The organism is Pedobacter vanadiisoli (assembly GCF_042684385.1).
GTDB lineage: Bacteria > Bacteroidota > Bacteroidia > Sphingobacteriales > Sphingobacteriaceae > Pedobacter > Pedobacter vanadiisoli.
This window is the reverse complement of the sequence record NZ_JBHULL010000003.1, coordinates 139,185-152,600: the sequence shown is the minus strand read 5'-3', so window position 1 is coordinate 152,600 and position 13,416 is coordinate 139,185. Positions and strand designations below refer to the sequence as shown.

General features: G+C 43.1%; 10 protein-coding genes. 3 read left to right on the top strand and 7 right to left on the bottom strand.

What is annotated here, in order from left to right; all coding sequences use genetic code 11:
- Positions 1-43 precede the first annotated feature (43 nt).
- Both ACFSR6_RS01825 and ACFSR6_RS01820 read left to right on the top strand, forming a co-directional pair.
- Positions 44-667, top strand: a complete 624-nt coding sequence (locus ACFSR6_RS01825; protein WP_379074132.1) for a TetR/AcrR family transcriptional regulator — start codon at positions 44-46, stop codon at positions 665-667.
- A gap of 89 nt (positions 668-756) precedes the next feature.
- The gene (locus ACFSR6_RS01820) at positions 757-1,647 is read left to right on the top strand and encodes a winged helix-turn-helix domain-containing protein (RefSeq protein ID WP_379074131.1); all 891 of its coding nucleotides are present in this window, start codon (positions 757-759) and stop codon (positions 1,645-1,647) included.
- A 202-nt stretch (positions 1,648-1,849) separates the two neighbouring features.
- On the opposite strand, the gene ACFSR6_RS01815 is transcribed toward ACFSR6_RS01820, so the two are convergent.
- Both ACFSR6_RS01815 and ACFSR6_RS01810 read right to left on the bottom strand, forming a co-directional pair.
- Complete coding sequence (locus ACFSR6_RS01815) at positions 1,850-3,046, bottom strand: FAD-dependent oxidoreductase (protein ID WP_379074130.1); 1,197 nt, start codon at positions 3,044-3,046, stop codon at positions 1,850-1,852.
- A complete protein-coding gene (locus ACFSR6_RS01810; RefSeq protein ID WP_379074128.1) occupies positions 3,036-3,545 on the bottom strand; it encodes a transposase in 510 nt (169 codons plus the stop codon). The genes ACFSR6_RS01815 and ACFSR6_RS01810 overlap by 11 nt, the downstream gene beginning before the upstream one ends.
- Before the next feature lie 102 nt (positions 3,546-3,647).
- On the opposite strand from ACFSR6_RS01810, the gene ACFSR6_RS01805 reads away from it, so the two are divergent.
- The gene (locus tag ACFSR6_RS01805) at positions 3,648-4,124 is read left to right on the top strand and encodes a MarR family winged helix-turn-helix transcriptional regulator (RefSeq protein WP_379074126.1); all 477 of its coding nucleotides are present in this window, start codon (positions 3,648-3,650) and stop codon (positions 4,122-4,124) included.
- 406 nt (positions 4,125-4,530) lie between these two features.
- On the opposite strand, the gene ACFSR6_RS01800 is transcribed toward ACFSR6_RS01805, so the two are convergent.
- The 5 genes from ACFSR6_RS01800 to ACFSR6_RS01780 are packed head-to-tail and all read right to left on the bottom strand — an operon-like array spanning position 4,531 to position 13,382.
- Positions 4,531-7,692 (bottom strand): glycosyl hydrolase, encoded by a 3,162-nt coding sequence (locus tag ACFSR6_RS01800; RefSeq protein WP_379074124.1) that lies wholly within the window; start codon positions 7,690-7,692, stop codon positions 4,531-4,533.
- Between the two features lie 13 nt (positions 7,693-7,705).
- On the bottom strand, positions 7,706-9,619 hold the full coding sequence (locus tag ACFSR6_RS01795; RefSeq protein WP_379074122.1) for a beta-N-acetylhexosaminidase: 1,914 nt from the start codon (positions 9,617-9,619) through the stop codon (positions 7,706-7,708).
- A gap of 5 nt (positions 9,620-9,624) precedes the next feature.
- A complete protein-coding gene (locus ACFSR6_RS01790) occupies positions 9,625-10,710 on the bottom strand; it encodes a DUF6528 family protein (RefSeq protein ID WP_379074120.1) in 1,086 nt (361 codons plus the stop codon).
- A gap of 45 nt (positions 10,711-10,755) precedes the next feature.
- A complete protein-coding gene (locus ACFSR6_RS01785) occupies positions 10,756-11,808 on the bottom strand; it encodes a DUF6528 family protein (RefSeq protein WP_379074118.1) in 1,053 nt (350 codons plus the stop codon).
- Positions 11,809-11,822: 14 nt separating this feature from the next.
- Positions 11,823-13,382 (bottom strand): RagB/SusD family nutrient uptake outer membrane protein, encoded by a 1,560-nt coding sequence (locus ACFSR6_RS01780; RefSeq protein ID WP_379074116.1) that lies wholly within the window; start codon positions 13,380-13,382, stop codon positions 11,823-11,825.
- Positions 13,383-13,416 lie beyond the last annotated feature (34 nt).

Genomic DNA, 13,416 nt, shown 5'->3' with positions numbered 1-13,416 from the left:
AAAATTGATTATGTAATTTTCCGGTACGATAATTTTTTATCTCATGGAACAGAAAGCAGCAGTTAAATCATTAAGAAATAAAGAAGAAAGCAAACAAAAATTCTTAGCTGCTGTGGAAAAAATACTCCATACAAAAGGTTTTTCTGGCCTTAAGGTTAACGATATCGCACGCACTGCAGGCCTGGACAAAAAACTGATGTATAACTATTTTGGCGGAAAAGACGAGCTTATTGATGAATATATCCGTTCGCAGGATTTCTGGAGCAATGTAAAAGATGAATCGGGAGGAACCGCAGTAAACGACGGCGGGCAAACATTCGCTAAAGCAATGCTCCTCTCCCAATTCGATTATGTTTTTAAAAACAAGGATTTACAGAAAATCCTGCTTTGGGGATTGATAGAGAACCGTAAATCATTGAAAAAACTGGCAAATGACCGTGAAGAAAATGGCGAACTTTTATTTAAAAGTATTACCGACCCGTTTTTCAAAGAAAATGCCAAAAGATACAGGGCCATTATTGCCCTGCTGATTTCGGGAATTTACTATCTGGATATTTACGCCACCACGAATGATTGTACTTTCTGCGGATTAGACCTTAAAAGTGCGGATGGGCGATCAGCGATTGAAGATGCCCTGAGTTTTCTGATCGATAAAACTTATGAATAAGAAAAACGGTAAGAAAGCTTTCAGACACTTAGTGGCTGGAATTGTAAATAAAAATGCAAACTTTGTATTGCAAATAAAAACCTGATACTATGCCTGTTAGCCAAAATCATTTCTTCAAAAAAGGTAAATCCCTTTTTGGTTTTATGCTACTTTTGTTTATCTCGGTCATTTGTGCAGCTTTCAGCATGTTTGGCAATGAGGATTTCGATATCGCCAGAAGGGAAGTTTTGCTACGCAGACTGGGGCATGAAATACTCTTACAATCGGGCGACAGTACTTCGCGGGTACTGCCAGTTAAAAAAATAAGCGAAAATGAATACCGGATCAGGTTTGAGCATGAGCTAACTTTTCAAACAGGTTCGCTGGTAAGTATTACCAGGCAGGTGTTAGGGAACAATCCCTTGGCCAATGATTACGTTGTTAAGGTTTTGAACTCGGGCAATTCCAATGTAGTTTATGGATTCGCCATATCAGAAAACAAAAAAGATGATATTATATCCTGCATAGGAAGAAAGCAGCCTATGGCACGGTATGAGATAAACATTAAATTCAAACCGGCAGCAATAAGTACGGTTAAGAAGGGATATCTTTTGGGCAGTCTGCCATTTTTGGCTCTTGCAGGCTTTATTTTTTTGAGATCTGTTAAAACACGTAAAACTGTGTACAGGGTCCAATCTACCGGTATGTTTACTTTGGGTTCAGCATTGTTCGATGCGAAAAACCGGACGATCACTATAAACGACAAAATAACAGAGCTAACCGGAACCGAAAACCGTTTACTGCTTATCTTCGCCTCGGCACCAAACGAAACCATCGCTCGAAGCCGTTTGCAAAAAGAGATCTGGGAAGATGAAGGCGTAATTGTAGGGCGTAGTTTGGATATGTTTATATCCAAACTCAGAAAAAAACTGGAAGATGATCAAAATATCAGAATTATTGTGATACGCGGCAAGGGATACAAGCTTCAAATTGGCTCATGAAAGAATCTTCCCGGCGATAAGCCATGATATATTTCTTTTTTTGTCGTTTTTGTCAATAAAGTACAATCGTCATCCCAACTGGAACGGGGAGATCTTTCCGGTATGAAAGCCCCTGAAACAAGTGCAGGATGACGACTTCTGAAGAAATCTACCTGTTACTTATATTGATTTATACCATAAATTATTCCTCAGGATGGCTGTTTTATACAACTTCTTTGCTTGCATCATAACTGTATACCCAATGCATTTTTTTCTTTTCCATGTTGATAAAATATTTTAACATGATATCCCTGAAAAAGTTAGCTACAGGATTTGGTTTTGATTTGGCCCGGCCTATTTTTCTTGCCTGCGCAATCACCTTGGCCACCCGGCCAGACCTTAGTTGCTGGAAACGCGAAAAAGCAAGTTCAGGATCAGGGTACGTGGCGAGGCATTTGGCCAAAACCGCACTATCTTCCAATGCAAGAGAAGCTCCCTGTCCGGTGTGTGGTGATATGGCATGTGCAGCATCTCCAATCAGACACACTGTTGCTGTATGCCATTTTTCCAAAGCAGGCATATCGTAAATGGGATAGGCAAACAAGTTGCTGCTGGCCGCAATAATCTGGCTAATCTTGGGCTGATCCTTTTGATGAAGTTCCAGCAAGTCTTTCTTTATATTTTGTTGCTGGAGGTTAAGTTCCGTACCATTTGGTTCCTTTTCCCAATCGTAGTTGTTAAACCACCACACTTTTCCGGTATTGGTAGTGGAATATCCGAAGAATGCTTCCCTGCCAAAAGTCATCTCAATAGCATCTGACTTTTCCTCCCAACCCGGAATTTTTACAATGGCCCCGGTAGAAAGCATTTTGGTATATACAGGTTTGGGCGCATCAGGAAAAACCAATCTTCTACACCTGGAATGAATCCCGTCAGCCCCTATCAACAGGTCATAATCTGTCAATTTACCTTTGCTGGTCTCTACATCTATTTTGGCTCCGGAATATTCAATAGACATCAATTTGCAGTTATACTCTATCTGAACACCTAAACTGATCAGTTTTTCGTGTAGCAGGTTGCTGATGGCCGATCGCTTAACCTGTATACTGCTAACGCCGTAAGCTTCTTTTTGGTAAGCTGCATCCAGCTCTGCAATACGCTGCCCCTTTGCGTTATAAAAACGGAGTGTTCCGGGAACGTACTCATCGTAGAGCCGTGAAATGTCGATAAGGCCGGAAAGAATATTAAGCCCATTTGGCGATATACCAAAAAACAATCCTTCGTTCATCTCTGCCTCACTACGGGCCTCGATAATTTTTACCTGGGCACCCTGTTCAATCAGTTTAATTGCTAAGGCTGGTCCTGCAATCCCACTGCCCACTATCAGTATTTTTCTTTTATCCATCGTATTAATTTTCATTGATATAATCCTTTTTATTAAACCTTAAGATGAAAACATAACCTAAATTGACCATTACATAAAGCCCTACTCGCAGGTAATTGAGGTTCTTCCACATGGTGGCACGCTCGAGCAGCCCCTGATCAACAACAGGCTTCACATCCATTGCCATAAACTGCATTAATGTAGGGGCAAAATACTGCAGGGTCCATACCCGGAGTGCAATGTGTACAACCAGCAGCCCTATCATGGCGTTACGTCTTTGCCTGATATGCCAATTGAAGAAAAGGGCAAGCAACAGGAAAACCTCGTGTACGGAATGGACAATCATCCAGAAAAGCTTGAAATCAAGCCCATACTGCGTCTTAAAAAAGAATAAGGAAGCAGGCGGGCCAGCCGTCCATGCGGGAACCATAATGGCGGTTTCCCACAATTGTGCACCATTCATCACAAAATAGAGCGCCGTGGCTACATAGAGCCATTGATCTGCCCTCGACGTTTTATTGGTTATCGTGTTCATTTTTTTGGTTTTAAAATTTATAAGCAAAGCATTCTTGATATCTTTACCACAAATAATTAACTTTACTATAAAGTATCTTAATGACAAAGATAAATTGTTTTTATGGACAATAAAGAAAATTCAGAAAAAAAAATACTTTTGGCAGACATCGACCACCTGACAAGGGAATTTTCGACAGGTACGGTACTGATGCACCAGGCAATTGCACAAAAAGCCGGCTTAACGGGTACCGACCATAAGTACATAGACCTGCTCTTACAACATGGTGCTATGACCGCCGGACAACTGGCCGAGCTGAGCGGTATTACTACTGGGGCAGTTACGGCCATGATTGACAGGCTTGAAAAGAGCAAACTGGTTACACGCGAACGCAGTGCTGATGACAGAAGGAAGGTAATTGTGGTTCTTGACCGGGAAGAAGCATTCAAGCGGATAGGCCCTTCGTTTAAGGCCATGCAGAACGATCTGGACAAACTGTACGATGGTTTTACCGTGGCAGAACTGGCCACCATTGAAAAATACTTAAAAGCGGTTGTTGGATTTACCAATAAGCAGATCAGGAACCTAAACGGACATTAGGCGATGGAGAATATCAGGAAATATTTTAACGAATTTGTTGTGCTGAGCGATCAGGACTAGGCGCTTTTCTCTTCAAAACTAAGGAGGGTTGAATTTCCAAAAAAAAACGATCATTCTTGAAAAAGGAAAAACGGGAAAAATTCCTGTCCTTTATTGTATAGCTGAAAAAACCTTTGCTACCAATTTAGATAAATACCATATTAACAATACCTTATACAAGAATTAAAAGAAGCTGTATCAAAAGGTAAAATTTCGCTGACTTGTTACTGAGCTTGATGAAGTATCAAAAACGCTTTTAAGGCATTAAAAGACATTCTTCAACAAGCTCAGGATAACAATTGAAACTTATGATACAGCCTCTTCTGTTTCCAGATTTACAATAAATAAATGGATTTTGACCAGATAATTATTTCACCTGCGTCAACAATTCAAAATCTTCATCAAGTCCGTAACCATAAGTCTGGTAATCAGTTCCGGAAGGATAGGTTTTAACATTATACCATTTGCCTGGGTCTACCAGTCCCGGTAAAGGTTTATTGTGATGTGGCCCTAACAGGTTCTTCAGGCTCCCAATTACTTCTACTTCTATACGGTTGTTTCCCTTTTTCAGATAAGCACTTATATCCAGCTCATTAGGCTCTGAACTGATCACTCCGGCCATTATGCCATTAACTTTTACTGCAGCCACAGTACCTTTCCATCTTTTTAATCTAACCACACCGTTCATTCCGGTTTTTTGAACCTGCAACTCCTTAACGTATTTAATGCCCTGTCCGTAAAGCGGTAGTCCTTGTTTATCCCATGGGCCAAATGTAAGCGCCTGCGGGGCTACGATCTTCCAGCCCTTGGCAGCTGCAGCCAGGTTAAAATCGCCCAGGATATATACCGGTTCTATTTCGGCATACACCCGCATAGGCGAAACCGAAAGGGCCAGGCTATTTTTGCCGGGTTTGAGGTATTTACCGATATCAAAAACACCGAATGACCGGTCAAGCCACCATTTGCCTGGTTGGGCTTCCACCTTTATCCCGTTTATGGTTACGCTGTTCCAAAGCCCACGCTGCTCTACCACAGCGCGGCAATGTTTTAGCTTTACATTCCTATCTATTTCAAAATAATAGGTTGCGGTATAACCACTTCCTGCTGAGAAAGTATCGCGGGCAACTATCCTGTCTTTAAATTGCGTACGGTTATTCCATGGGTTGCCTACTCCATCCTTAAAGCCAAAATGTTTAAAAGCGGTATTGGAGGCTACACCAACATGCAGATCGTGGTATGCGCTGTCTGGTCGTTTCAGTTCCAGGTCACAGAAATCGATCATAAGCGTGTTTTCACCCGGACGAAGAACTTTAGCAGGCAGCGTTTTTATCACTTTTTTATTGATTGCAACCGCTGCTGCTTTAAAACCAGTTTCTTTCTTATCGGATACAAAAACCATCATGCTTCCTGCCGGTGGGATGGCAAAATTAAACTCAATCTTGTCCTGGTTCCTCTTTTCAGGGTAGTCGTAAATTCCGCCTTTAAAAAGATCCATGAGCAGTACATCCTTACCTTTAAGTGTCACACTTCCAGTTGCAGCAGCTTCCATACTAGCATTGGAAAGGAAAACCAATTGCCCATCGGCAAGTTGCCTGCGCTGATAATAGAGGTTACCCCCCACTCCCTTATCGCTGGCAGCGGAGATGCTGAAATCGCCAGGCAGCAAATGCTCCCTGATGACCTGTATTTTATCTGAAGCCATTGCCTGTTGTACATTTGACTTGCCTACGCTGAAAAAATCATCAGAGATACTGGCATTTCCATCAACAAAACCCGGTTTTTCAAACAGGATTACTTTGCCACCCTGGCTGGCATATGTTTTCAAAAGGTTAAATGTAGGGCCATCCAGGTTGTCCATCCCTGGTGGGATCACTACTGTGCTATAAGCACGTTGCCCGATGACGAACTTTCCGTTTTCAATTTTTGCCTGATCTTTGATGATGTTTTCGCAACCCAGATCGTATTCTACATGCTGTTTTTGCAAGGTGGTTACAAAATCGTTGAAACCTTTTGCGATCTCAAAAAAGCGTTTATTTTCTTTGCCTTTGAAATAATACATCCAGGCTGAAGTTGTTGGCTCCAATACCAGTACTTCATTTTTTTGCTGCCCCGAGGCCAGGCAAAGCGACAACCGGGCAAAATATTGGTTCAGTGTTTTATAAAAAGGCCACCAGGGTTCATGATAAGAAAAGCTGGGCGGATAATCGTATTTTCTTGCCCCTGTAATGGTCATGAAGGAAAGGTGCTGGTTCATAAAATTTACACCCAGTACAAATTCCCAATCGCCCAATCGTTTCATGTCTTTGAAGGTCAATTCCCAACCGCCGCCGCCATAGGTTTCTGAAAGCGTACGCTGTTTACCAAGCTGATTGGCAACACTGCTCAACTCCTTAACCGCCCTGATATTGCCAAACTGTACCGGCTTTTCTTCATTGTATTGGTTAAACAGCATGTCTATCCCCGGCATTTGGTGCCAGGCATACATGGCCATATTGTCTGGCCCATGATAGGGACTTGGCCAGCCGTGTTCCCAGTAGTGCCCCGTCCATGTCAGACCCTTTTGCTGCGTATAGTTAAACATGGGTTTAGACCAGCGGTCTATAAACAGCTGTAACAGGGTCTGATAATAGTTATGCCTTACTTTTTTCCAGTTTCCGGTTTCCTCAAATAAAGAAGGCAGATGCAAGGTGAGGTCGTAGCCCCATTTTTCTTTAAAGCTGGCAAACAAATCAGGTGTCCAGCGTATGCAATCCTTTCCTTCATTAATAATGGTTGGTTCATCAGAAAAAATACCCGGAACGGTTTTTCCAAATTCGTGGCCGGCAACCTTTTCATATCCTTTAAAGGTGACATCCATAAACTTCTGTGTTACACCTTTGGCCATGAGGTCTACATAAGAAGACCCGATAGGACCTGCCACCGTACCCCGGTTAGATTTTTCGTAATTTACTTTTTTAAAAATCTGATATTTCCCTGTTTTACCACGCTCTGCTGCCAGGTTTGAACTGACGTTTATAAAGGCCCCGTTAACCGCTTTCAAAACAATAAAGATATCAGTAAGGTTATCGGGAAGCTGCTCTGCTTCGCTCATGTACAACATTTGCCCCTGGTTATACGATTCTGGCATCTGGTCTGGAACCAAACCACCCGCAAAACCGGTAGGATACGAATTCTCATCGTAAATCCATACTTTAAGTCCCAGCTTTTTACCTTGTTGCATGGCATATTCAAACAGGCTGAACCAATCTTCTGATAAATATTCGGTAATCAATCCGGGCCTGGCATGAACGATTACCCCTGAAAAGTCATTTTTCTTATAATCGAGCAGCATCGAATCGATAAGCGGCTTGCTTACCTTCGCATTCCAAACCCAAAAGGGCGTTGTACCATAGGCACTGACAGGATTTTTGAAACTTCTTTTCAATACTTCGAAACTGGCGGGATTAGGCTGTTCTTTTCTTAGCTGAAAGCCAAAGAGAACCAGCAATCCGGCAACCAGAACAAGGGCTGATAATTGTTTTAATTTCATTTGTGTGTTTGCTTTAAATGCTGTTATCCAATGTAATGTTCGTAACCACGCTTCTACGGCCTGAAGGCGAAACCACCACTATTTTCAATACCCTTTTCGTTCCTTCCGGAATATCGAGACTTATCGGCCCGCGGTATTCATGATCGGCATCGCCTGGCAAACGGTTACTGAGCGTATAATAGATCTTCGCCCCTGCCATCGGTACTTTCAGATCGAAATAAAACTTTTTACCTACCAGGGTGGTATCGGTATAGGCAAAAGGCGTAGGTACACGGTAATTGTACCCGGTTTTGTCCAGTTTTTCGAGGTGCTTTGGCAGGGTGTTTTCAGCAAAGCTTTTATAATCTTTGTTTCTTTCCTGACTCCATGCTGTTTCTGCAAGCGCAAACATTCTCGGAAATATCATATATTGTAACTTGGAAACCGAAGGGATATGCTCCGTCCACACACAGCCGGAAACACCCAGAATGTGTTTTTTATCTTCGGCTGTCAACGCTTCATATTCCGGGTTATACTCATAAGCTTTCCAGACCGGTGAAAAACCTCCGTGATTAATGGATTCCATATCTGAACGGCTCTGTGCATAATCAAAATATAAACCATTATTTCCTGGTGCCAGCACAATATTCAGTTTTTTCTTTACCTGGGCAATAGCTCCTTTCTCTCCAAAACGATTCATGATGGCAACCTGGTCATTCAATCCGCCTTCCAGTATTTCATCCCAGCCGATCAGTTTTTTGTTTTTTGAACTGATGATCTTATTCAGCCTGCTGATAAAATAGCCCTGCAACTCATGGGTACTCCCGATATTCATTTTTTTCATGAAGGCCTGTATTCCCGCATCTTTCTCCCAAAAGCCTTTAAAGCACTCATCGCCGCCGATATGGATATATTCATACGGGAACAAGGAGGCAACCTCACTAAAAACCTTGTCCAGAAATACATAGGTTGCTTCGTTTGCAGGATTAAGGGTGTTATCGATATACATCTCATACTTTCCGTCGGGGAACCATTTGGCAAAACTGCTGCCCGGGTTTACTTTAATACTGGTATCCTGTGTGCAGGAAAGTTCGGGATAAGCTGCAATAGCGGCCATAGAATGGCCCGGCACATCGATCTCGGGCATTACCCGGATGTTTCTTTCGGCAGCATACCTGATCACCTCGCGTATCTCTTCCTGTGTATAAAAACCGCCATCGGTAGCCTTCTCTCCTGGTTTGGGTGGGTCCATTGACCCAAAATCGCCTATGCGCGGTACCCTAAAAGCACCTACCTGCGTAAGTTTTGGCAAACTTTTGATCTCTATTCTCCAGCCCTGATCGTCAGTTAAGTGCCAGTGAAAGCGGTTTAACTTATAATGTGCCATCACATCAAGCAGATCTTTAACCTGGGCAACCGTAAAAAAATGACGGGACACATCGAGCATCAGCCCGCGGTAGGCAAATCTGGGGTAATCGCTAATGCGCTGGCAGGGTAGCCTGAACTCCCCAGTAGTTTCTGCCGGGAACAGCTGGATGAGCGATTGCATCCCATAAAACAATCCGGCCTTTTTACCCGTTACCACAATGGCCTGAGGCGTAATGCTGAGCTTATAGCCCTCATCAGGCAGATCCTCTGCGCCTTTGCTGGTAAACCGGATGCTGGTTGGTTTATTTTTTACTGTTTGGGGAAGCATCCGTTTGGCTGGCTGCCCTCCCGAAAATTTGCTTAAGCCTGAAAGATAAGCTTTAAAAAAGCCGAGCAGCGGCTGTCCGGTAGCATCGGCCGTAATGACGGTCTGTTCATTGAACACAAATTCGCCCGCGTGTTTTTCAACCGTCACAGGAGCAGGGATAATGGTGCTCCTGTGGCCGGTTTCCTGCGCTTTTGTTAAGGCAAAATTGAACAATACAATAAACATGCATCCTGCCGTTATCGTTGATTTCATATATTTTAAAGGTAATTGGGATCAAATGATTTTCCGCGGTAAAATCCTGCAGAACTAACCGTACGTGAATATAGAAAGGCACCTGTGGTGAGGTTATAAAAATCTACATGTGTACTGCACCAGTTATTAATGGGACAACCGGGATCTTTATAGGTCTGCACCATGGTGTTCTGACCCGGCAGCGTGCTTACCGAGTTTACAAAGGTACGTTGTGCGGCACCGGTTATTGCGCCTGCTCCTACGATAAATGCGCCAATAGATTTCCTGAATATATAAACACCACCATTAGTTGTTACCAGCAGCCTATCGGTATCACCATCATAAGGTGCAATATCGTGCCCCCAAGGGCTGAGAAGTGAGTAGCTGGCGATTTTAGACAACTTCGGATTTGAAACCGTGCCACCACTTGCAGCAGTATTGTAAGCATATTTTTTCAGTGAATCGCCAATTGCCCATAAGCAATTATTAACGGGATCCCATAGTACCTGATGGGCAGCTTTAAGCGGATAAATTGTATTTACATATTGATTAGGCGCTGCCTGCGAAGAAGAATAGATCCTGATGTAATTACCACCGGTATTGGCGCTTGTACCGGCTGCAGCCACCACACAATTTCCGTCGGGGAGAATTTCCATGCCATGCACACCTGCGTCAGCCGGAAATCCCGTTGCCCAAATGCGTTGACCGCCCGGATATTTAGCAATTATCGATAATCTATCTGCCTGTGCTGTAATTACCTGACCAGAACCCCACTGGTTATTGTTCCTAACTTTTAAATCATTCACATAACCCCATAAAGGTATTTCGGTAGTGGCGTTAAATCCTAATGCTGTTGTTGGCTTAAACGACCATTTAGGAGTGGCCCAGCTTGTTAATACAGGATCGTAGGCTTCCATGGTAGCATTGGCCTGATTGGTGGTACCTATCCAGCAACAGCTTGCCAGCGCTGCTTCTGCCGTAGCATTTGCATTTAATTGTTTGTTTGCAGGAGCCAGCACATTCGCTTCCTGCTGTTTGTTTTCTTTTTTACATGCCAAAAATAGGATTGAACAACATAAAAAGAATATGATTTTAGCATTTAATGTTTTCATCTTTATACATTTTGATTGTGTATGAAAAAGCTTATACAGAAACTGTTATTGATAGCTACTGTTAAGCAGCTTAACTTTATAAAAGCATGCTCCATTTACTACCCTTGAGCCATCCAGCTGGCCATTGGCCGAATAAAAATCTACCGTGCTTGTACTCCAGTCGTTCAAACCGCAGTTCATTGCAGGCCTTGGGTTTTTATTGTAATCAGGCCGCGTTAGCACAATTTGTCCGCTAGGCTGGTTTGCGATCCCCTTAACAAAGGTGAGGCCTGCTGTTGGGGCAGGAGAAAAAGTCTTGGTAGTTTTGTTGTACACATACTCTCCGCCATTGCTGGTTACCCAAAGTAAATTGTCATTGCCATAGTAAGCTGATACTTCATGTCCCCAGGCAGATGGAATGGTCGTTCGCCAGGAATCAATTTCAGTAAGTTCTGGAACAGCATCTGTACCCCCAACGGCAAGCGCTGTAATAATATGTGCCTTGGTTATTGCATGCTGACCGGTAACCCAGAGTACATTGGTTTTGGGATCCCATAAAACGGCATGTGCCGAAATAAGAGGATATTCAGCATAATATTCCTGGTCGGGCCCTTGTGACGAAGCATACAGCCTAACCCAGCCCCCATCTGATGCAGCTATAGCGATATTTCCATTGGGCAGCAGTTCTGCAGAATGAAGGTTTCCGCTAAGGCGCTTTGACCATTTGCGTTTACCTGAAGGATATTCGATAATGGCAGCAAAACCATTATCAGTGAGTGCTGCATACTCAGCATTGTTCCATACCGGAACTTTTCTGAGCTTAAAATCTGTTCCGCCGCCAAAAGTATTGATATCGGCCGTAACAAAGCCAAGTGCAGTTGTGGGCGCCCATGACCATTTCTTCGCCTCGGCTGCATTCCAGTTTTCAATTGTTGGGTCGTAGATCTCAATTTTCCGGCTGGCATCGTTTGTCAGAACTGTCAAAAAGCCTGCAAAGGCTTCAGGTGGTTTGCTTACCACTGGAGGTTTAACAACAGGGGGTTCGGTGGTCTTTTTATTACCACACGACCAATTCAGTGCCAGGGTAAAAATGGCACCCAAAATAAAAATTCTTTTCATGACGTTCGTACTAATCAGTAACCAGGATTTTGTTTAAGTTTATCATTCAGCATTATTTCGGAGGTTGGAATTGGAAATAATAGCTTTTCCTGGGTTACATTATAAGTACCCGCCTGTAAATAGCTGAATCTCTGTTTTTGGCTTACTCCAAAAGCATTCATCACCGTAATTGCATTTCCGGTCCTGACCAGATCTATCCAGCGTTTGTTTTCAAAAGCCAGTTCTACCCGTCTTTCATGTAATATAATAGCCCTTAATGCATTCTGATCGGTTGTGTTAATCGTACCTTTGCCTGCTCCAAATGCCCGGTCCCTAACCTGGTTCAGGTAAGGTAATGCCTGGGCCGATTTTCCACCTTGTTCGTTTAAACTTTCGGCCAGCAGCAACAACACTTCTGCGTAGCGGTAAATAGGCAGGTTATCGTTTGTCTGGTTTGCAATGGTGTGCGCATGAAGAAATTTTTTGGCAAAGGGCCTGCCTACTTTACCAGAAGGTGCGGTATATCCGACAATCGATCTAACTGCAGTAGCAGTAAATACATCATTAACATTAAAAGATCCCTCTGCTACTGCGATGGTAGCATCCAACCGCTGATCTCCTGATTCATAATCTGAGATGAGCTCCTGTGTTGGAGTGTTGTATCCTCCGGGAGCCGTTACCGTATTCGTATTTACCCCTGTTATTATGGTCGTATTCGTCATTCTGGGCAAATAGTTGTAAACATTTCCTCCTGTATTTGCCTGAGGGACTGACAAACCAGTATTAAACTGGATTTCAAATATGGATTCTTTACTGTTTTTATTGGCCAGCTGAAACACATCCGGATAGGTTGTCATCAGGCCATAATTCATTTGGGTAACCTGTTTTAATACCGCTTCTGCCAGGTCATACTTTTTTGTTGTTACATATACATCTCCAAGTAAGGTCAGCGCACTTCCTCTTGTGGCCCTGCCTGTTTGAGGAAAGGAAGGCGGTGCAAGCTTTTCTGCTGCATCTTTTGCATCAGCTATAATAAAATCGTAAACTTCCTGTGCCGATGAGCGGGCAATATACGTTTCATTACGGCTTAAAGGAGCCCGTGGATAGATAGGCACCCCACCAAAATACCGTACCAGCTCCAGGTAAGATAATGCGCGTATAAATTTGGCTTCGCCAATGATCTGGTTTTTACTTGTTACAGCGAGATCCACATCATTGATGTGATCTAGGATCGTGTTCGATGCTGATATGGCATTATATGCTGCATCCCATTTGGCCGGGGTTTCTACATTAGATCCGTCATTGATAAAATCGGCAATGGCCCATTTACTGAACGTTGCTACTGCCTGATCAGTCGGAGTATAATCGTAATGGGCATTATCTGACCTCATTTCGCCCATAAGCCAGGCACTTCTGTTATTGTATATGCTTCTCAGCTGGGCATAAGCCCCATTTACCGCCAGGTCAAAATCATTTTGGCTTTTAAAATAATTGCCGAGGTTGATGCTGTTAGGATTATTTTCGTCGAGAAACTTTTTACACGAAGCTAATCCCAGGGATAATATAATGATGCTATATAAAATATACTTTTTCATTTTTAATGCTTTTTAGATGAAGACTATACATCAG

Excerpts from the sequence above, each read along its gene's own strand:
- ACFSR6_RS01825 (WP_379074132.1), top strand. The coding sequence starts at position 44 with ATGGAACAGAAAGCAGCAGTTAAATCATTAAGAAATAAAGAAGAAAGC.
- ACFSR6_RS01820 (WP_379074131.1), top strand. The coding sequence starts at position 757 with ATGCCTGTTAGCCAAAATCATTTCTTCAAAAAAGGTAAATCCCTTTTT.
- ACFSR6_RS01815 (WP_379074130.1), bottom strand. The coding sequence starts at position 3,046 with ATGAAAATTAATACGATGGATAAAAGAAAAATACTGATAGTGGGCAGT.
- ACFSR6_RS01810 (WP_379074128.1), bottom strand. The coding sequence starts at position 3,545 with ATGAACACGATAACCAATAAAACGTCGAGGGCAGATCAATGGCTCTAT.
- ACFSR6_RS01805 (WP_379074126.1), top strand. The coding sequence starts at position 3,648 with ATGGACAATAAAGAAAATTCAGAAAAAAAAATACTTTTGGCAGACATC.
- ACFSR6_RS01800 (WP_379074124.1), bottom strand. The coding sequence starts at position 7,692 with ATGAAATTAAAACAATTATCAGCCCTTGTTCTGGTTGCCGGATTGCTG.
- ACFSR6_RS01795 (WP_379074122.1), bottom strand. The coding sequence starts at position 9,619 with ATGAAATCAACGATAACGGCAGGATGCATGTTTATTGTATTGTTCAAT.
- ACFSR6_RS01790 (WP_379074120.1), bottom strand. The coding sequence starts at position 10,710 with ATGAAAACATTAAATGCTAAAATCATATTCTTTTTATGTTGTTCAATC.
- ACFSR6_RS01785 (WP_379074118.1), bottom strand. The coding sequence starts at position 11,808 with ATGAAAAGAATTTTTATTTTGGGTGCCATTTTTACCCTGGCACTGAAT.
- ACFSR6_RS01780 (WP_379074116.1), bottom strand. The coding sequence starts at position 13,382 with ATGAAAAAGTATATTTTATATAGCATCATTATATTATCCCTGGGATTA.